We start from the raw sequence: 18,658 nt of genomic DNA on the forward strand, positions 1-18,658 counted from the left end.
CGTACCTGGACGGCTACGCCCTGGGGCTCCGGAGCAACGGATAATTGATCAAGCAGACGGTCACCACCCTTACCGCAACCGCCCGCAGCAATCGCTGACGGATCAATTGCCGACGCCGACACCTCCTTCTGGGACAGCCTCGCCACCCAGACCTCCCGCCCGGGCGAGGAAGCTGACGACGAGTAGCATCACCGCTGACAGTCCGCCGCGGTCCTTTGCCGCGCAGGAGTCCTTTACCCTGCAAGAAGGACCGCGGCGGCCCAACGAGTGGACAAAGTCGCTCATCGGCTAAACTTGGGTGGTAAGAGCCCCGGAACTCTTGCGTCGCTGTGCCGCCCGCGGACCAGCGAAGGCCGGTCCATTCGGGGCATTCTCATGAACGGCGCTGCACCAGGCCGCCACGTTGTGGCATGGCACGGGCAGCCCGAACGAATGGGGGAGGATCCCATGCCAGCAATTGTGATCGTAGGAGCCCAGTGGGGCGACGAAGGAAAAGGCAAGGCGACCGACCTGCTGGGCGGCCGCGTTGACTACGTCGTCAAACCCAACGGCGGAAACAACGCCGGGCACACCGTCGTCGTAGGCGGTGAAAAATACGAACTCAAGCTGCTTCCGGCAGGCATCCTCAGCCCCAACGCGGTACCCATCATCGGCAACGGCTGCGTTGTTAACCTCGAGGCACTCTTCCAGGAAATCGAAGGCCTCCAGGCCCGCGGCGCCGACACTTCAAAGCTTCGCGTCTCCGCGAACGCACACCTTGTTGCTCCCTACCACCAGGTGCTGGACAAGGTGACGGAGCGCTTCCTCGGCAGCCGCGCCATCGGGACCACGGGCCGCGGCATCGGCCCCGCCTACATGGACAAGGTGGCCCGCCTGGGCATCCGGGTCCAGGACGTGTTTGACGAGTCAATCCTCCGCCAGAAGGTGGAAGGTTCGCTGCGCCAGAAGAATGAACTCCTGGTCAAGGTCTACAACCGCCGTGGCGTGCTCGTGGATGAGATCGTGGAGTACTTCCTCTCCTTCGCCGACCGGCTCCGCCCGCTGGTCATCGACAGCACCTTGGTCCTCAACTCTGCCCTGGACGAGGGCAAGGTGGTCCTGATGGAAGGCGGCCAGGCAACTTTCCTGGACGTGGACCACGGAACCTACCCGTTCGTCACCTCCTCCAACCCCACAGCTGGCGGGGCCTCCGTGGGTTCGGGCATCGGGCCAACCCGCATCTCCCGCTCCATCGGCATCATCAAGGCGTACACCACACGTGTTGGCGCCGGCCCGTTCCCCACGGAGCTTTTCGACGAGATGGGCGTCTACCTGCAGAAAACCGGCGGTGAGTTCGGCGTCAACACCGGCCGGCCGCGCCGCTGCGGATGGTACGACGCCGTCCTGGCCCGCCACGCCTCACGCGTGAACGGCTTCACGGACTACTTCGTCACCAAGCTGGACGTGCTCACCGGCATCGAGCAGATCCCGGTGTGCGTTGCCTACGACGTCGATGGCGTCCGCCACGACGAAATGCCCATGACGCAGACCGAGTTCCACCACGCAGTGCCGATCTTCGAATACTTCGAGGGCTGGACAGAGGACATCACGGGTGCGCGGACCCTGGCGGACCTGCCGGAGAACGCACGCAACTATGTCCTGGCCCTGGAGAAGCTGTCCGGGACGCGCTTCTCAGCCATCGGTGTCGGACCGGACCGGGACCAGACCATCGTGGTGAACGACCTCATCAACGACTGACGCGTCAGGATTTACGACGGCGGCGGGCCACCTTTGGAAGGTGGCCCGCCGTTTGTCTTTCCGGCGCCGCGGCAATTTACACAGGGTTTACGGGGCAGGCCTTGTAAGGCTGCGTCATTGGACGTCAGACTTATAAGCACCACGTGATGCGATCACCAATTCGTTCGACCAAACCCGCGGAAGCATGCGCAGCAACGGCGCACGGACCGGTCGGTGACAAAGATGTCGCCGGGCAGGATCCCCGCAGACCGGAAGGATTTGTTATGGCCGGAAAGTTCGAAGCTTTTGTCGACTCAGATTCATTTTTCAGGTTCCGGCTTCTGGCCCCCGATGGCACGGTGATGGCGGTGTCCGGCCCTTTCGAGGACAAATCCGCGCTCGCCGCCGGGATTGCCGCCGTCCGTGAATGCGCAGGTACCGGGCTGGTCACCGATCTTTGCCCTGCCGGGGCCGTAACCAGGACCGCCGCCGCGGCTCCTGCTGTTGTTCCCATGAGGCCCCAGGCCGACTGCGATGACAAGCGCGTCCCCGCCAGGGTGCACGCTTTCACCATCGCCAAGGAACCGCGCCGGCAGGGGAGTGCTCCTCGCTGGGCCCCGGCCGCGGCCCGCTGAACCTCCCGCAGAAAAAAGTTTGAAAAGTTTTTGCTGCAAGGCGTAACCCTTTGTAGGCCTGCAGCGATTACCCCTATGTAGCGCCGGTCTGGAACTTGTCCCCCATCACGTTCCAGGCCGGCTCTTTCACTTCCCGGTGCCAAAGGCAGTTGCGGCAACTGGCCGCAGCGCTTTGCGTGGCTGGCCCCGGGCAGTAGTTACTGAGGGGTAAAGTGAGGCGGGGAAAAGGCATTCCCCATCGGATCAGGCCTCTTCCGCCCGGAACCCCTTTTTGACTGAAAGCACTACGTCCGTGACAGATGCACTCACAGACGGAACCCTGCGGGACCAAGCCGCCGGCGCGTCCGTCTTCAGCGTTGTCTACCGGACCTATGCATCACAAGTCCTGGGCTATCTCGCGGCCCGGGGAGTCGAGGACCCGGAGGCGGCCATGCAGGAAGTGTTCCTCTCCGTCCTGCCACGGCTCGACACCATCCATGGCGGCGCGGCGGGCCTCCGGACTTTTATCTTCTCCGTCGCGCACGCCCGTATGGTGGACGATCACCGCCGCCAAAGCCGCACCCCGGCCAGATTGCCCTTCGAGCCTGAACTGGACCAGCGTGAAGATTCCTCCGCGGAGACGGATGCCCTCGAACGTATTTCACCCCGCGAGGTCATGGGCCTGCTGGACGGATTGCCGCAGGACCAGCGCGAGGTCCTGGCCCTTCGTCTCGTTGCCGGCCTCACCGTGGAGCAGACAGCGGAAGCCATGGGCAAGAGCGCCGGCGCCGTAAAGCAGCTTCAGCGGCGGGCACTGGCTAAACTTCGCGAACTTGCGGCCGTGAAGGAGTACCTGAGGCCATGACGCACATAGATTATCTGCCCGCCATTGTGGAGGAGATGCTCCTCGACGCCGGACACGGCAAGGACCCCGAGCTTCGCACCGCCCTTCTTGCGCTGGGGTCGCTGGCATCACTGCCCGCACCGGCCCCGTCCGGAAAACTTGCCGATCTGCTGGCGGAACCCGCCGCGGCGGGTCCACGGGCGGCGGGCGGCGCGGCCGGGACTTCGGAAAGCGGACCCGATGAACTTGCCAGGCGCCGGGGGCTTCGGGCACACCGGCCGACCGTCGTTGGCCTTGCCCTGATAGCAGGCATGGGACTTGGCGTGGGCGGGGTAGCTGCCAGTTCCGCAGTGCCCGCCGCATCCGGCAGTCTCTCGATCCAGCACATGCTTGAAGACTGGACACCCGCCTGGAGCCTGCCCGCGCAGGGCGTCCTTGGCGCCATGGTGCTGCCGGACCCCGTGGATGATCCCGGCCCGGATGCAGCGGCGCACAGGGAACAGGAACCTGGCGTCGCCGAAGGAGACACTGCTGCCGGTGGCACCCGCACAACCCCTCCCGCCCCGGAGGATTCGTCTGTCCCATCCGGCGCCCCGGAAGCCGCGGCACCGGACAGGCCCGGGCAGGGGCAACAAGGGAACGGGGAGGCTCAAGGGGGCGGCGGTCGGATCACTGCCACCGGCTCCGGGAAGAGCGACGCCGAGGCGGCTGACGAGAAGGAAAATGCGGTCCCTGCCGGTGTGCTCCCGGAGCAGGCAGCTGGTCAGGGAGGCGCAGGTGCCCGGGACGAGGCTGACCACGCGGCTGGAGCGGTGCCACGGGGACGGGCGGATTCCGTGCCGGAAGTCCTCAGGCAGGGTGTGGACGCCGCCGGGGCAGCTGCACATGCAGTGCCCGGTGCGAAATGGCTGCAGAAGTTCAGCCGGTAGCCGCACGGGGAAGTACGTTAGCCTGCGGGCCCTCCCGGCCACGTAGGCTAGGCACATGGGGCACAAAAATGATCCTGCCGTTGTCGAACGCCTGATGCGGACCAAGGGGCGGTGGGCCATCGTGGGCCTCACCACCAACGAGTGGCGCGCAGCCTACGATACTTCGCTTTTCATCCGGGACCGGCTGGGGATGGAGATCATCCCCGTCAACCTTCCGGGCGAGCCCGTACATGGGGAGGCCGGGTACCGCAGCCTTGATGACATTCCCGCTGAGAAGCACCCCATCGACGTCGTGGACTGCTTTGTGAACTCCCAGAAAGTGGGGGAAGTGGTGGACCAGGCAATCGCCGTAGGGGCGAAGTCGGTGTGGCTGCAGCTTGGGGTCATCGACGAGGCCGCGGCAGAGCGGGCGAAGGCGGCCGGGCTGGACGTAGTGATGGACACCTGCCCCGCCCAGCAGGCCTGGAAATACAACCTCTGACGGGCTTGCGCTTAACGGTTCAGAAGCCCGGGATAGTGCCGCTCCGTGACGTCCGGGTGGGCACGCATCCTGCCCTTGAGCATATTCATCCCGTACGAGGCCAGGAGCGGGTTCGCGGGATCGTCTGAAATGCCCCTCGCTTGAGCCTTCAGTTCAGGCGGCAGGGGGACCGGATTGATCACCGCGTCCAGCCGGGGAGACCAGAAGAACGGGACGGAGTACCTGTCCACACCCGGGGGTGGCGCCTGGACCCGGTGGATGGTGGCCGCCAGGTATCCCTCCGTCGCAACTTCCAGCATCTCGCCGAGGTTCACCACCAGGGCGCCCGGGATAGGCTCCACAGGCAGCCACTCCGTCACGCCGGGGGGCTGGACCTCCAGCCCGCCTACCTGGTCCTGCAGGAGGAGCGTGACGAATCCGTAGTCCGCATGGGAGCCGACTCCCTGATCGCCGGCTGCCTCGACCACGCCGCCGACGTAGTGCACCAGTTTTCCCATCCAGGCAGGTGAATCGCGGAAGGGCTCGTCGAAGTAGTCCTCGGGCAGTTCCAGGGAAACCGCGATGGCACGAAGGAGCTCCATTCCAACCGTGGACATCAGCTCGGCCCACTCCATCGCCGCAGGCTTGAGCTCGGGGAAGGACTCGTCCGGCCACAGGTTCGGACCCTGGAGCAGCCAGTACGGCTGGTGGGCCGGATAGCCACTGACCGGCTCACGCTCGGGAGAGTAGTCAATTTGCTCGCGCGCGTCCGCCCTGCCCTGGGTCACCTCGGTGCCCATCCGGGTGTATCCCCGGAAGTGGGGCGACAAACGGTTGTCCAGCTTCATCCGTTCCTCCAGGGGCAGGTTGAAGAAGCGCTGGATGACGTCCAGTAGATGTTCAGCCTGGCCCGGTGCCGCACCGTAGCCGGTGATTTGGAAGAAGCCGACGTTATGGGTGGCGTACCGCAGTTGTTCAATGAATTCCGGACTGAAAGACCCGTAGGGCTGCCGCGCGGTGCTCAGGTCCAGAACAGGTATCCCCTGATCGTGTGACATCCTCGCAGACTAGCACCGTGAGTGGCCTGCTTTATAGGCTGACTTTATGAACCCCGACGCGCTGAGGAAAATCTGCCTTTCATTTCCGGGCGCCTTCGAGGATTACCCGTTCGGGCCCGAAACTGCCGTATTTAAGGTCCGCGCAAGCGTTGCAGGCGGGGCCCGGCACGAGGCCAAGCTCTTTGCCTTGTCCTCGATGGACGCCAGCGACTTTTACGTGAACCTCAAATGCGAGCCCACCCTGGCCGTCCAGCTCCGCGCAGCGCACCCGGAAATTACCGGGGCTTGGCACATGAACAAAACGCACTGGAACGGCGTCCGCCTCGATGGGGCGTTGCCCTATGACATGGTCCGGGACATGGTGGAGGACTCCTACGACCTGGTGGTGGCTGGCCTCAGCAGGAAGCAGCAGGAGCAGCTCGGATGGGCCCGCCTGGCAGGGAATAGAGGCGAGCACCTGTGAAAGCCAAGCGCACGGCGGGCGGCGTCCTCAACTACCCCTGCATTGGCGGCACGGAACACGGTTCGGCGCCTGCGGGCTACGCGACCGTGCTGGAGGAGGTCCGCCTCGGCACCGGCCTGCCGGTTTACCAGCGGGTTGCCGCCGGCATCCTGTCCTGGGAGTTGCAGCGGCGTGCAGGCCTCCGCGTCCGCACTGATTCCCCGCGTGCAGTGCCCGGGGCCCGGGTGGCGAGCGGGTTCGGCGTCGGGCCCTTGCGGCTGGACGCGCCCTGCGAGGTGGTGTGGGTCCGTGAACCGCTGCCGGCGGGAATGCCTCAGTCTGCGGGATTCGGGTACGGAGCCCTGCCCGGCCATCCCGCGCGGGGAGAAGAATCCTTCGAGGTGGAGATCAACGGAAACGGTGAGGTTCTTGTTCGAATCCGGGCATTCAGCAAGCCGGGCAACTGGTTTTACGCGGCCGGCGGACTGGTGACCCGCGCGGCGCAGCGCCACGTTACTTCCCGGTACATTGAAGGGGCACGCCAACTCGCCGTGGAAGGACAACTCCTGTGATCTTTATCGTCGTCAAATTCAAGGTCAAGCCTGAATGGTCGGAGCGCTGGCCCGGTCTTGTTGCCGACTTCACCCAGGCAACAAGGCAGGAACCGGGCAACCTCTGGTTCGACTGGTCCCGCAGCCTGGAGGACCCGAATGAATACGTCCTGGTTGAAGCGTTCAAGGACGACGCCGCCGGAGAGCACGTCAACAGCCCACACTTCAAGCAGGCCATGGCTGACATGCCCCAGGCCCTCGCCGAGACACCCCGCATCATCAGCCGCCAGCTCGACGGCGAAGGCTGGGACCGGATGGGCGAACTTTCCATCTAACACCGCAGCCGTATTTCGCTAGGCTGATGCCATGTGGATCGGCTGGATCGAATTCGACATCCTCCTGGGCGACGTTCAGAGCCTGAAGGAGAAGCGCTCGGTTATCAGGCCACTGCTGGCTGACATCAAGCGCAAGTATGACGTGTCCGTGGCTGAGGTGGGGTATCAGGACCAATACCGGCGCTCGCAAGTGGGCGCCGGCCTGGTGGCAGCTGACCGGGCCCACCTCGTGGAGGTGCTCGACGCCGTCGAACGCCTTGTGGCCGGACGGCCGGAAATCGAACTGCTGAGCGCACGGCAGCGGGACCACCACAGCGAGGACTGACTGCTAGTTCCGCTGCCAGGCGACCTGCCACGTGATGTCCGCCAGCGTTGCTTGGCCCTGGAGGCTCGGGTGGAAGTAGTCCAGGACACTCACGTCGCCTGCGCTGAATCCGTGGGCGAAGACGGCTCCGCCATCAGTACGGCAGCTTTCGTACCGGGCACAGGTCTCTGCGAGGACCTCGTTGAATGCGAGCTCCCGCTGGACCACCTGCCGGCGCATGTCCTCGGAGTTCGAAGCAGCCAGCATGGATTGGCAAAAGCGGCCAGCGGACCAGGCTGATTGTGCTGCCTGGTCGAGGCGCAGCACATTCCACAACTGGTACATGTCAGGGATGCTGCTGACAAAAACCTGGGGCCGTGGCCGCATCTGGTCCAGCGTGGCAAGTGCGCGGGTCACGGAGGCCCGGAAGTCTTCAACCGGGGTCATGCTGTCCAGCGACGGTGTACAAAGATCGTTCGCGCCCACCAGCACGGTCACATACGCGGCGCCTTGTTCGGCTGCGGCGGCGGCCTGCCGGGGCAGATCTGCTACTTTCGCCCCGCTCACGGCGTTATTGAAGTTTTTCCCCCTGATCCCGGGTGTTAGCTGGAGCAGCCGTTCGTAGTGGCTGGTCACACCATCGCTCGGGCCGTCACCGGTGGACCAGGACTGCGCCGGATCGTCGCCATGCACGCAGCAGGCGTTGTAGGCCTGGGTGATGGAGTCCCCGAGGGCCGCCATGCTGTGGGGGTAGGCAGCGTTCGGGGCCGATCGTGGTGTCGGCGCCGCCGCAACCAGGATCAGGATCGGCAGCAGCAGGAAGCTGAGCAACTTTGCCACCTTGCCCATAGCTCGATTAAAGCGGAAATCCGCGCCCCCTTCCGGAGGGGGCGCGGAATTCCGTGTGTTTGGCAGTGCTGGGGTCAGCCGAAGTACTTCGGCAGGGTCCCCTCATGGGCTTCCCGGAGGGCGTCCAGGGACAGGCTCTCCACGCCGTTGATCTCCAGATTGCCGCTGGCCGCGTCCACCACGCCGATGCGGGTGTGGGCGAAGCCGCGGGCGGTGCACATGTCCGTGAACCGCACTTCCTCGGAGCGCGGGACGCCGACGACGGCACGGCCCTGGGATTCGGAGAAGAGCGCCGTGAAGAGGTCCACGCCGTCCCGGTCCAGGACATCCTGCAGAGCGATCCGGGCACCGACGCCGTATCGCAGCGAGGATTCCACGAGGGCCGCCGCGAGGCCACCCTCGGAGAGGTCGTGCGCGGAATCGATCATGCCGTCGCGTGAAGCGTTGATCAGGATCTCACCCAGGGCACGTTCGGCGTCGAGGTCGACCTTGGGCGGCTGGCCGCCCAGGTGGCCGCGCATGTTGGCCCACTCGGAGCCGTCCAGCTCCGCCGCGGTGGTGCCGAGCAGGTAAATGGCCTGGCCATCCTCGCGCCAGCCCGACGGCGTACGGCGGGCAACGTCGTCGAGCTTGCCCAGCACTGCCACCACAGGGGAGGGGTGGATGGGCGTGGTGCCCGTCTGGTTGTACAGCGAGACGTTGCCGCCGGTGACCGGGATGCCCAGCACCATGCAGGCGTCGGACAGGCCACGGATTGCTTCGGCGAGCTGCCACATAACGTCCGGGTCCTCGGGGGAGCCGAAGTTCAGGCAGTCGCTGACAGCCATGGGGACGGCGCCGGACGTGGCAACGTTCCGGTACGCCTCGGCCAGCGCCAGCTGTGCGCCGTGGTACGGATCCAGGTAGGTGTAGCGGCCGTTGGCGTCGGTGGCCAGAGCCACGCCCAGTCCGGTTTCCTCGTCCACGCGGACAACGCCGGCATCATCGGGGAACGCCATGGAGGTGTTGCCGCCCACGTAGCGGTCGTACTGGTTGGTGATCCAGGACTTGGAGCACATGTTCGGCGATGCCACCAGCTCGGTGACGGCCTTGGCCAGTTCTGCCGGAGCAGAGGGCCGGCCGGCGTCCTGGACGGAGCCGGTGAAGGTGTCGGCCTGCACGGCGTCCTGCCACTCGGGACGGGCGAACGGACGGTCATAGACCGGGCCGTCGTGTGCCACGGTGCGGGGATCGACGTCGACAATCACCTCGCCTTCCCACGTGATGATGAGGCGGCCGCTGTCCGTCACCTCGCCGAGCCAGGCGTACTCCACAGCCCACTTGTCCATGACGGCTTCGAACGCTTCCACGTTCTCCGGGGTGACCACGGCCATCATGCGTTCCTGCGACTCGGACATGAGGATCTCGCCCGGGGTCAGCGTGGGGTCGCGGAGCAGTACGGAGGTCAGCTCAACGGCCATGCCGCCGTCGCCGTTGGAAGCGAGCTCGGACGTGGCGCAGGAGATGCCTGCCGCGCCCAGGTCCTGGATGCCTTCCACCAGCGAGCCCTTGAACAGCTCAAGGCAGCACTCGATCAGGACCTTCTCAGCGAAGGGGTCGCCTACCTGGACGGCGGGGCGCTTCGAGGGCTTGGTGTCGTCGAAGGACTCGGAGGCCAGCACGGACGCGCCGCCAATGCCGTCGCCGCCGGTGCGGGCGCCGAACAGGACCACCTTGTTGCCCTTGCCGGAGGCATTGGCGAGGCGGATGTCCTCGTGCCGCATCACGCCCACGGCCAGGGCGTTGACCAGCGGATTGCCCTGGTAGACGGAGTCGAACACCATCTCGCCGCCGATGTTCGGCAGGCCCAGGGAGTTACCGTAGCCGCCGATGCCGGCAACGGCACCGTGCATCACGCGGGCGGTATCCGGGTGGTCGATGGCGCCAAAGCGCAGCGGATCCATCACGGCAACGGGGCGGGCACCCATGGAGATGATGTCGCGGACAATGCCGCCGATGCCGGTCGCAGCGCCCTGGTAGGGCTCAACGAACGACGGCGAGTTGTGCGACTCGATCTTGAAGGTGACGGCCCAGCCGTCCCCCAGGTTGGTCACGCCGGCGTTTTCGCCGATGCCCACCAGCATGTCCTTCTTCATCTCCGGGGTCACCTTTTCGCCGAACTGGCGCAGGTGGTTCTTTGAGGACTTGTAGGAGCAGTGCTCGCTCCACATAACGGAGTACATGGCGAGTTCGGCGCCGGTGGGGCGGCGGCCCAGGACCTTGACGATCTCGTCGAACTCGTTCTGCTTGAGGCCCAGTTCGGCCCAGGGAAGTTCGGTATCCGGAGTCTTCGCGGCGTTCTCGACAGTGTCGATGTTGAACTTCTTGGTGGTTTCGATGCTCACTTGTCGCCTCCCACAATCTTGGTCAAAACGGAGGTGAAGAAGCCCAGCCCGTCGGTGTCGGACCCGCCGAATCCGGCGCCGCCGGACCCAACAGACTCGGGACCGAATCCGGGCTCCACAGCGTGCTCGGGGTGCGGCATGAGGCCCACCACGTTGCCGGCGGCGTTGGAGATGCCGGCGATGTCGCGGCGGGAGCCGTTCGGGTTGAAGCCCACGTAGCGGAACACCACGCGGCCCTCTGCCTCGAGCGCGTCCAGGGTTTTGTCATCCGCGAGGTACTGGCCGTCCTGGTTCTTCAGCGGCACAGTGATTTCCTGGCCGGCTTCGTAGTCCAGCGTCCATGCGGTGTTGCTGTTCTCGACACGCAGGACCTGGTCACGGCACATGAACTTCAGGTGGTCGTTCTTGATCATCGAACCGGGCAGCAGGTGCGACTCGGTGAGGATCTGGAAGCCATTGCAGATGCCGAGCACGGGAAGTTTGGCGTCGCTGTTGGCGGCATCGATGATCTTGGACATCAGCGGTGCGAAGCGGGCGATGGCGCCGGCGCGGAGGTAGTCGCCGTAGGAGAAGCCGCCGGGAATCACGACGGCGTCGACGTCGCCAAGCTCTTTATCGGCATGCCAAAGCTCGACGGCGGTGCCGCCGGCCAGACGGACCGCACGGGCGGCGTCGCGGTCATCCAAAGTGCCTGGGAACGTGACGACGCCGATCCGGGCGCCGGCGAGCCCGCGGGCACCAGAGGCGTCTGCTGCGGCGGCGATTGGCTCGCCGATCAGGGGAAGTTCAGTCATTTCAGGCCTCGACGACCTCGACGTTGACGACGTCCTCGATCACAGGGTTGGACAGCAGGGTCTCTGCGGCGTCGCGCGCCTGGGCCAGGATCTCCTCGGTCACCTCGCCGTCGACGGTCAGTTCGAAACGCTTGCCCTGGCGGACAGAACTGAAGCTGGTAAAGCCCAGCCGGGGGAGAGCGCCGACGATAGCCTTCCCCTGCGGGTCCAGAATCTCGGGCTTGGGCATAACGTCAACAACGATCCGGGGCATCCGGTAACTCCTGTGCGTGAGCTTTGGGTAAGGGCGCAGCGGAGTGGTGCCGTCTCACGCCGTACCGAGGTGTGGGTTCACACCTTGTTAAACCTTGTGGACGGGCGCTCCGCGAGCTTGCCACTCCATTCTACCGGCCGGAGCGCCCCAGCCTGTATTCGGCAAGTTCCAGCCACCGGCGGGGGCCGGAACCCTGGGAGAGAGGCGCGGCGGCGGGCGGTTCGCCGCGGGTTCTAGAGTTGAGCCAAAGGTGTCACTAGGATTGCTGAATGGCAGAGAAATCGAGATCCGTGCTGTTGCCCATGGTTGCTGCGGCAGTGTTTGCCGGACTTGGGCGAATGGTGCTCCAGAAGATCAAAGCCGACCGGTTCGCCCGGGAAAACCGGGTGGCGGGGCCCATGGATGAAAAGACCCGGCAGTGGATCAGCGACGTGGTGCGCACACCCCGGTAGCAGCGTCTGCCCGCACTCACTCTGAAGTTGCCAGGGCGCCCTGCGGGGCGCCCTTTTCCATGCCCTTCTGCGCTGCCCACTGCAGGTGTAGGACTGGCGAAAAATTCTCTGTGTCCTATGTCATATTGAGCTATCAGTCTGTACTCTTTGATCGACTGGTCTCACGAAATGACAAGATCTGTAATTTCGCTGACGGCCAGTTATTTTGGGCCCGCAGTCGTGGCTGGGCCGGTACCTCGTGAAAGGGTTGCACGTGAGATCTACTGGAAAGAGCCCCTTGCGGGGCGGGGGATTCCGGAAGGCTGCGGCGCTGGCCGTGGGTCTGCCTCTTCTCCTCACCTCGATGGCCGTAAGTCCCGCTACCGCGGCGCCGGCCGGACAGGATATGGCATTTGCTGCAAAGAAGACCACACCCTCGGAGTTCAAGGACGGCCGCTACATCGTTGTCCTCGCGGGTGCGGCAGCTGCGGCCTACGAGGGTGAAACGCCGGGACTAGGGGCGACCAAGCCGCAGAACGGCCGGAAGCTGGAACCCGGAAGCGCCAACTACAAGGCTTACGACGCCCATCTCCGCAGGCAACAGCGGGAGGTCGCTGACAGCCAGGGGGTCACCCCGGTAAAGCAGTTCACGGCTGCCCTCAACGGTTTCAGCGCCGAGCTGAACGCAGGGCAGGCCATGGAGTTGTCCAGGGACAATCGGGTTCTGGCCGTGGCGCCGGATGTGGAGAATGCCCCGGACTACACCACCACTGACTTCCTCAAGCTGACTGGCCCCGACGGAGTTTGGGCCAAGCAGTTCGGCGGGGAAGCCAACGCCGGCAAAGGCGTTGTCGTAGGGGTCATCGATTCCGGGTATGCCCCCGACAACCCGTTCCTGCAGGGTGAGCCAGTCCAGCCGCTGAGCGGTCCCGCACAGGTGGGCGTGCCGTACCGGACCGCTGAGGGCCGGATCGCCATGCTCAAGGCCGACGGCACCACCTTCGAAGGCGACTGCCAAAAGGGGCAGGGGACGGGGGCCTCATTCGACGGCTCCCAGTGCAACTCCAAGGTCATTGGCGCCAGATACTTTGCCGATGCTTTCCTGCAGTCCGTACCGCCCGGAAACCGGGCGCCCGAAGAGCTCATCTCGCCGGTCGACGTCGGAAGCCACGGCACCCACACCGCCACTACCGCGGCCGGCAACGCGAACGTTGAGCAGGTAATTGACGGCGCCGGGTTCGGCAAAAGCTCCGGTGTTGCTCCCGCCGCGAAGGTCTCCGTCTACAAGATCTGCTGGGAGGACACCAACCCCGATACCGGAGGCTGCTACTCCTCCGCTTCCGTCGAAGCAGTGGATGCCGCCATCAAGGACGGCGTGGACGTCCTGAACTACTCGATTTCGGGCAACAACAACAGCACGACTGATCCGGTGGCACTGGCGTTCCTCAACGCTGCCGCCGCAGGTGTTTTTATTTCCGCCTCCGCCGGCAACTCCGGCCCCACCGTCTCAACGGTCAATCATGCCTCACCCTGGCTGACTACGGTCGCTGCGTCCACCTTCCCGAGTGACCTGCTTGGCACCGTCAAGGTATCCGATGGGTCGCTCTACCGTGGAGCTTCCATTATGAAATCGGAAGTTGCCGACAAACCGGTTGTGGTCGCCTCAGCTGCGGCAGCAGCAGGTGCTGCCAATCCGAACCTCTGCGGCCCCGGTTCCCTCGATGCTGCCAAGGTGGCGGGCAAGGTGGTGGTCTGCGACCGCGGCGTTGTGGACAGGACGGCCAAGAGCCAGGAGGTCCAGGACAAGGGCGGCGTCGGGATGATCCTGGTGAACCTCACCAGCAGCTCCGAAGATGCGGACAACCACGTGCTCCCCACGGTGCACGTCAATGCTCCGAAAAGCTTGGAACTGAAGTCCAAGCTTGAAGCCAACCCCGCTTTGACAGTCAGCCTGGTCAAGGGGGACTTGACCGGTGAACCCGCTTCCCCGGCGCCCCAGATCGCCGGCTTCTCCTCCCGCGGGCCAAGCCTTGCTTCCGGTGGCGACCTGCTGAAGCCGGACGTCGCTGCACCGGGTGTGAACGTCCTCGCGGGCGTTTCCACCATTGGCAACCAGGGCGAGCAGTTCGGCTTTATGTCCGGCACGTCCATGGCCGCACCGCACATCGCCGGTTTCGGGGCATTGGTGCTCAGCAAGCAGCCCAAATGGACGCCTGCCATGGTCAAGTCGGCCATGATGACCACTGCCTACCCGCTGGTCAACGCTGACGGTTCACCCAACACAGATCCCTTCCAGGGCGGCGCGGGCCACATCGACTCAACCCGCGTCCTGGATCCGGGCCTGGTCTACAACTCGGGCATCAAGGACTGGCTCGGCTTCCTCAACGGCCAGGGTGTAGAGACGGGAGCTCCGCAGGCCGGCACCATTGCCGCCCGCGACCTGAACCTGCCGTCCATCGCGCTCGGCAGCCTGGTGGGGGAAGTGCAGGTCAAGCGCCAACTCACTGCCCTCGTTCCCGGGATGTACCGGCCGGAAGTCAACATGCCCGGCTTCAACGTCCAGGTCGAGCCGAAGGCGCTGAACTTCGCCAAGGCAGGCCAGACCCGCGAGGTTACCCTGACCATCAGGAACGTGAGCGCTCCGGTGGGTAAGTTCAGCACCGGCAGCCTGACCTGGAAGGGCCCGCGCACTGTGAGCTCTCCCATCGCCATCCGCCCTGTTGATGCCCAGATCGCCCCGTCGTTCACCTTCAGCTCAGCCACCGGCAGCGGCAGCGGCACCATGGAACTGGTGTCCGGTTCGGACAACCCCATCAAGGTAGGGGTGGAGGGCCTGGCGCCCGTAAGCCAGACAGCCATCACCAAAACTCCCGGGGAGTACGCACCGAAGAATGACGCACACAACGCAGTGCTCGAGGTGACGGTGCCCGCCGGGGCTTCATTCGCCCGCCTGGGTGTCCAGGCGCAATCGAACGACGTCGACTGGGACATGGTGGTCTACGCACCCAATGCTTCGGGCGGGCTGACGGCAACACAGGTGGCGACGGCTTCTGCCAGCGAGTTCCTGGATGTGGAGGCGCCGCGGGCGGGCACGTACTACATCGTGGCCAACCTGTACTCCAAGCCTGACAATGGAGCAGCCAGCGCGTCCGTTCAGGCGGTGACGTTTGCGGGGGACGCCGGCAACCTCACGGTGGAACCCAACCCGATTGTTGCTCCGAACGGCACGGCCACCTCGGCCACGCTGGCTTGGACCGGCCTGTCCGAAGGGGCTTACGCTTCGCGCCTCAGCCTGGGCGACAACGGCATCAGGACCTGGATCAACGTCCAGGTGGGCGGAGCCTCCGCTGCTCCTTCCGGAGCTCCGCAGGTAGCTCTCGCAGACGCGGTTCCCGGGGCCTAGCAGCCTGACGTTTACGGAACAGGATCCCCGGCGGTTGTACCCGCCGGGGATCCTGTTTTTCCGGCTTGTTCCTTCGGCAGGCGGCATTGCCTTAGATGGCGCCGGACGCTCCTCTAACGTTGCCCAGCAGAGGAGCCATTGTTTTCCAACGCGAGATTTCGCAACCGTCGGTCCGGGTGAAGACCGCTTCAACTGCGCGCCCGTGGAACGTCCCGGTCACCACGGCCACCTGCGGTCCTCCGTATTGCTGCGTGCACAGCTTGGGAGGGCCCGGTTTCGGAAAGAAAATATCCTCGCCGTAGCGTTCCACCGCGGCCAGCGCAGCCTCAGCGTCCGGCACTGTGCTTTCAGCGGAAGGACGCCCGCCGTCGGCCACCAAGTGGAATTCGTGCTCCCCGGCGTCGGGGCTTTCACGAAGCCGGACGGTCAGGTCGATCACGGCTGTCCGCTCCCGGACAAAGCGGCCAGTTCCCGGGCCAGCTTTTCCCGGAGTCCTGCTGCCTCGGCTGCAAAGGACCGCTGGTGCTCCACATAGGCAGCCTTGCCCTGCGGGGTTTCGATGGGGATGGCGGGGTAGCCCCACTCCGCCAGGTCGTAGGGGGAAGCCTGCATATCCATGGCCCGGATCCGCCACGATAGTTCAAAGCAGTCCATCACCAGCTCACTGGGCAGGGCGGGCAGCAGCTTGTATGCCCATTTATACAGGTCCATGTTGGCGTGCAGGCAGCCAGGCTGTTCAAGGTGCCGCTGGGTTTCCCGGCTGGGTGCCAGTTCGTTCAGCGGAATGGCGTCAGGCGTGTAGAAACGGAAGGCATCAAAGTGGCTGCAGCGGATCCGGTTGTCCTCCACCACCTTGTCCGTCCCGGCCGACCCGAGGCGCAGCTGCAGATACTCGTGGCGCAGGTCGAACCGGTCCTGGTGATAGACCATTGCCCATTCATGGAGCCCGAAGCAGCCAAACTGCGCAGGGCGGGCGGCAGTGCCTTGCAGGATAATCGCGGCGAAGGCGACGGCATCCCTGCGGTCAGCGAGAAACGCGTCCCGGTCCATGGTGACCGCAGGGGCTTCCGGAGGCAGCCCGAGGAAGGCAAGTTCGCCGTCGTCGAGCGTCCGATAGTGTTTCCACCCGTGGCGGTCCGCTGCTTCCCGGCCCAGCAGAACGACGCCGGCGCCCGGGTGCCAGCGGCGGAGCTGGCCCGGTTTCTGGGTGTAGTAGGTGAAGAGGAAATCCTCCACCGGATGCTTTTCTCCGGCTGAGCGGCGGGCAAGGTAGGGGTCCGCGTAGCGGCTGACGCGCTGCTGGTGGGCTTCTTCCCTAGCCCGCCACTCGTCGGCCGACAGGACGTTAAGACGCTCCACCAGCTGCACCAAGTACGTCCTTCGCAGCATCCCAGGCGCTGATTTCGCAGCCGTTGGTGCGGCTAAAGGCAGCATCAACAGAGATCCCGTCCACTACGCCGGTAACGGTAGCCTCCTGCGGCCCGCCGTACTGCTCGGTGCACACCTGGTCAGCCCGTTTCGGAGAGGGGCTCAGTAGCGCCGCGTTCTCCTTCAGTGCGGAGCAGGCGGCGTCAGCAGCGGGATGGTTACTTTCCGCGTCAGGCGTGCCGTCGACGCAGACCAGGGTGTAGTTGACCTCGGACTCGCCGGCAGACGGCTTGAAGGCGATGGCCAGTTCGGCGTTGCCCTGCCCGGGGCCCGATGACGGCGCGGCAGGCTCGGGGGCCGGCGCGGGCACAGAAGTCTCAGCCTCAGGGTCCGCGCTGCCCGTAGGGGCAGGCGAACCTGGCGATGCCGTGGAGGAAACGGAGGCCGAGGGCGAGGCTGAGGCATCGACGGAAGGGCTTCCCCCGCCCCCATCAGGCGTGCAGGCGGGCAGCAGCACCGCCGCGAACAACAACGCCGCGACGCGGAAGTGCATGGTGGCTTTGGGACGCCTTGGGCGGGGACAATCCGCTGGTCGCATCACATGCACTGTGTCCCATGAATGCACATTGAGCCCGCGCTGTGGCAAGTCCGTCATAATGTCCATTCTACTGCCGCGGTCCTGAGGGCTGGCTAAGACTGCCGGCCCTGGGAGGTGGCTGCAATGAGTCCCATCATGGACGCGTGCAGTTCACTGACCTGGCTTCGGGTCAGGCCCAGGCGTTCCATCATGGTTCCGGGTACATTGAGGGCCTCCTGTCGAAGGGACGCTCCTTCGGGAGTGAGATCGACGGCGAGGGCGCGCTCGTTGCCGTCCACCCGCCGTCGTGAAATCAGCCCTGACGCTTCAAGCCGCCGCAGCAAAGGCGAGATGGTGGCCGGTTCCTGTGCCAAGGCATCGCTGATATTGCGGACGGTGCGCGGGCTGGATTCCCAGAGGCACAGCATGACCAGGTACTGCGGATGGGTGAGGTTCAACTTCTCAAGCACCGGTTTGTACGCGCCCACCACGCTGCGTGATGCCACAGTCAGGGCAAAGCAGAGCTGGTGCTCAAGCAGCAGGTCGTTGTCCTCCGGGACGGCTGCGCCGGCTGTGTCAGTCCTCGCTGCGGTGGAAGTGCTGGATGCAGTGGTCATCGGGGCCTCCAATTGTTAGTGCACTAATGATTAGCGTACACTGTGGATAATAAAAGGGTTACTGGAAGGAGCCAGTTCATGGGTAAGGCCAGCTCAGAGGGCAAGGAAAATGCCTCACAGCGCTTCATGCGGGCAACCGGCAAACTGCGTGCCGTTTTCGGTCCTGCAAACCGGTCCTCGCTCATGCACGACATGACAGAGGAAAACCGCAGGCTCCTGGCCCAGCGCGAGGCTGAAACCCGGCAGTGGGAAACCGTCACCCGGCCGGACGGCAGCACCTATGTGGTGCCCAGGAACCCCGACGACAAGTCCCTCCGCTGAGAATGGAACCCGGAGCCTTTTGAGGCGCCCGGGCGTAAAATAAGGGCACTGACTCCGCGAGGAGCAGCTGCCGTATGTGGGATGGCTCTTCGTTCCCCTGAATGCAGAAAGGGGGTGGAAAACAGTGCCGCATGTACTCAGCGGGTTCATGAACGCGACCGACAAGCTCCGTTTCTTCTTTGGGCCGGCCACCCGCCTGGACTCCAGCCTGCCGGTGGTGCACAAGCATGACGAGTTTGAGCAGGCTTCGGAGGAGGAACTTACGCACTTTGTGGTGGAGACCGATACCTCCGGCCATCACTACGCCGTACGCCGGGAAGACCTCGAGAAGGAGGCCTGACGTCGGCCTTGCCGGGACGCAATGCCGTGGTCACTCCCGGAAAACACAAAATGCACTGGTCAGGGAAG

Annotated in this window: 22 protein-coding genes and 1 pseudogene; 14 read left to right on the forward strand and 9 right to left on the reverse strand. The window is 64.9% G+C overall.

Translation table 11 applies throughout. The features are described 5' to 3' along the window. Positions 1 to 2: 2 nt before the first annotated feature. From M8J71_RS19760 to M8J71_RS19785, 6 genes and pseudogenes are all read left to right on the forward strand, one after another. Positions 3 to 186, forward strand: a pseudogene (locus M8J71_RS19760) (carboxypeptidase); the annotation flags it as partial. A gap of 261 nt (positions 187 to 447) precedes the next feature. Then, positions 448 to 1,737 carry an adenylosuccinate synthase gene (locus M8J71_RS19765; protein ID WP_163166586.1) on the forward strand — a complete coding sequence of 430 codons (1,290 nt, stop codon included), beginning with the start codon at positions 448 to 450 and terminating at the stop codon, positions 1,735 to 1,737. Between the two features lie 263 nt (positions 1,738 to 2,000). Further along, positions 2,001 to 2,351: a YegP family protein gene (locus tag M8J71_RS19770; protein ID WP_256249501.1), complete on the forward strand. Its 351-nt coding sequence runs from the start codon at positions 2,001 to 2,003 to the stop codon at positions 2,349 to 2,351. A gap of 292 nt (positions 2,352 to 2,643) precedes the next feature. Next, on the forward strand, positions 2,644 to 3,195 hold the full coding sequence (locus M8J71_RS19775) for an RNA polymerase sigma factor (protein WP_256249502.1): 552 nt from the start codon (positions 2,644 to 2,646) through the stop codon (positions 3,193 to 3,195). After that, on the forward strand, positions 3,192 to 4,103 hold the full coding sequence (locus tag M8J71_RS19780; protein ID WP_256249506.1) for a hypothetical protein: 912 nt from the start codon (positions 3,192 to 3,194) through the stop codon (positions 4,101 to 4,103). The genes M8J71_RS19775 and M8J71_RS19780 overlap by 4 nt, the downstream gene beginning before the upstream one ends. A gap of 55 nt (positions 4,104 to 4,158) precedes the next feature. Further along, a complete protein-coding gene (locus M8J71_RS19785; RefSeq protein WP_256249507.1) occupies positions 4,159 to 4,584 on the forward strand; it encodes a CoA-binding protein in 426 nt (141 codons plus the stop codon). 11 nt (positions 4,585 to 4,595) lie between these two features. On the opposite strand, the gene M8J71_RS19790 is transcribed toward M8J71_RS19785, so the two are convergent. After that, complete coding sequence (locus M8J71_RS19790; RefSeq protein ID WP_256249508.1) at positions 4,596 to 5,621, reverse strand: isopenicillin N synthase family dioxygenase; 1,026 nt, start codon at positions 5,619 to 5,621, stop codon at positions 4,596 to 4,598. Positions 5,622 to 5,667: 46 nt separating this feature from the next. Between M8J71_RS19790 and M8J71_RS19795 the strand changes: the two genes are divergently transcribed. The 4 genes from M8J71_RS19795 to M8J71_RS19810 are packed head-to-tail and all read left to right on the forward strand — an operon-like array spanning position 5,668 to position 7,274. Beyond that, the gene (locus M8J71_RS19795; RefSeq protein ID WP_256249509.1) at positions 5,668 to 6,084 is read left to right on the forward strand and encodes an MmcQ/YjbR family DNA-binding protein; all 417 of its coding nucleotides are present in this window, start codon (positions 5,668 to 5,670) and stop codon (positions 6,082 to 6,084) included. Beyond that, positions 6,081 to 6,635, forward strand: coding sequence for a DUF1990 family protein (locus tag M8J71_RS19800; protein ID WP_256249510.1), 555 nt, complete (start codon positions 6,081 to 6,083; stop codon positions 6,633 to 6,635). Before M8J71_RS19795 ends, M8J71_RS19800 begins: the two co-directional genes overlap by 4 nt. After that, entirely contained in the window at positions 6,632 to 6,949 is a 318-nt protein-coding gene (locus M8J71_RS19805) for a putative quinol monooxygenase (protein ID WP_256249511.1), read from the forward strand. Before M8J71_RS19800 ends, M8J71_RS19805 begins: the two co-directional genes overlap by 4 nt. A 31-nt stretch (positions 6,950 to 6,980) precedes the next feature. Then, on the forward strand, positions 6,981 to 7,274 hold the full coding sequence (locus M8J71_RS19810; RefSeq protein WP_163166570.1) for a DUF503 domain-containing protein: 294 nt from the start codon (positions 6,981 to 6,983) through the stop codon (positions 7,272 to 7,274). A gap of 3 nt (positions 7,275 to 7,277) precedes the next feature. Here M8J71_RS19810 and M8J71_RS19815 read toward each other — a convergent pair whose 3' ends face one another. The 4 genes from M8J71_RS19815 to purS all read right to left on the reverse strand — a co-directional run bounded on the left by M8J71_RS19815 (position 7,278) and on the right by purS (position 11,533). Then, positions 7,278 to 8,102: a GDSL-type esterase/lipase family protein gene (locus tag M8J71_RS19815; protein WP_256249512.1), complete on the reverse strand. Its 825-nt coding sequence runs from the start codon at positions 8,100 to 8,102 to the stop codon at positions 7,278 to 7,280. A gap of 74 nt (positions 8,103 to 8,176) precedes the next feature. Then, on the reverse strand, positions 8,177 to 10,486 hold the full coding sequence (purL, locus tag M8J71_RS19820; RefSeq protein WP_256249513.1) for a phosphoribosylformylglycinamidine synthase subunit PurL: 2,310 nt from the start codon (positions 10,484 to 10,486) through the stop codon (positions 8,177 to 8,179). Then, on the reverse strand, positions 10,483 to 11,280 hold the full coding sequence (gene purQ, locus M8J71_RS19825) for a phosphoribosylformylglycinamidine synthase subunit PurQ (RefSeq protein ID WP_256249514.1): 798 nt from the start codon (positions 11,278 to 11,280) through the stop codon (positions 10,483 to 10,485). Before purQ ends, purL begins: the two co-directional genes overlap by 4 nt. Before the next feature lies 1 nt (position 11,281). Continuing rightward, a complete protein-coding gene (purS, locus tag M8J71_RS19830; protein ID WP_015935902.1) occupies positions 11,282 to 11,533 on the reverse strand; it encodes a phosphoribosylformylglycinamidine synthase subunit PurS in 252 nt (83 codons plus the stop codon). Positions 11,534 to 11,802: 269 nt separating this feature from the next. On the opposite strand from purS, the gene M8J71_RS19835 reads away from it, so the two are divergent. Both M8J71_RS19835 and M8J71_RS19840 read left to right on the forward strand, forming a co-directional pair. Further along, positions 11,803 to 11,985, forward strand: a complete 183-nt coding sequence (locus M8J71_RS19835) for a hypothetical protein (RefSeq protein ID WP_163166564.1) — start codon at positions 11,803 to 11,805, stop codon at positions 11,983 to 11,985. A 277-nt stretch (positions 11,986 to 12,262) separates the two neighbouring features. Beyond that, positions 12,263 to 15,367: a S8 family serine peptidase gene (locus M8J71_RS19840; RefSeq protein ID WP_441338916.1), complete on the forward strand. Its 3,105-nt coding sequence runs from the start codon at positions 12,263 to 12,265 to the stop codon at positions 15,365 to 15,367. A 91-nt stretch (positions 15,368 to 15,458) separates the two neighbouring features. On the opposite strand, the gene M8J71_RS19845 is transcribed toward M8J71_RS19840, so the two are convergent. The 4 genes from M8J71_RS19845 to M8J71_RS19860 form a co-directional block, all read right to left on the reverse strand. Next, positions 15,459 to 15,806, reverse strand: coding sequence for a serine protease inhibitor (locus tag M8J71_RS19845; protein ID WP_256249516.1), 348 nt, complete (start codon positions 15,804 to 15,806; stop codon positions 15,459 to 15,461). Further along, a complete protein-coding gene (locus M8J71_RS19850; RefSeq protein ID WP_305479900.1) occupies positions 15,803 to 16,756 on the reverse strand; it encodes a 3-methyladenine DNA glycosylase in 954 nt (317 codons plus the stop codon). The genes M8J71_RS19845 and M8J71_RS19850 overlap by 4 nt, the downstream gene beginning before the upstream one ends. Then, entirely contained in the window at positions 16,713 to 17,288 is a 576-nt protein-coding gene (locus M8J71_RS19855; protein WP_256249519.1) for an SSI family serine proteinase inhibitor, read from the reverse strand. The genes M8J71_RS19850 and M8J71_RS19855 overlap by 44 nt, the downstream gene beginning before the upstream one ends. Positions 17,289 to 17,425: 137 nt before the next feature. Continuing rightward, entirely contained in the window at positions 17,426 to 17,929 is a 504-nt protein-coding gene (locus M8J71_RS19860; RefSeq protein WP_256249520.1) for a MarR family winged helix-turn-helix transcriptional regulator, read from the reverse strand. 78 nt (positions 17,930 to 18,007) lie between these two features. Between M8J71_RS19860 and M8J71_RS19865 the strand changes: the two genes are divergently transcribed. Further along, on the forward strand, positions 18,008 to 18,250 hold the full coding sequence (locus tag M8J71_RS19865; RefSeq protein ID WP_256249522.1) for a hypothetical protein: 243 nt from the start codon (positions 18,008 to 18,010) through the stop codon (positions 18,248 to 18,250). Positions 18,251 to 18,398: 148 nt separating this feature from the next. Then, positions 18,399 to 18,590 (forward strand): hypothetical protein, encoded by a 192-nt coding sequence (locus tag M8J71_RS19870; RefSeq protein ID WP_305479902.1) that lies wholly within the window; start codon positions 18,399 to 18,401, stop codon positions 18,588 to 18,590. Positions 18,591 to 18,658: the final 68 nt, after the last annotated feature.

Origin of the sequence: Pseudarthrobacter sp. R1 (assembly GCF_024494415.1) — a bacterium.
Taxonomy (GTDB): domain Bacteria; phylum Actinomycetota; class Actinomycetes; order Actinomycetales; family Micrococcaceae; genus Arthrobacter.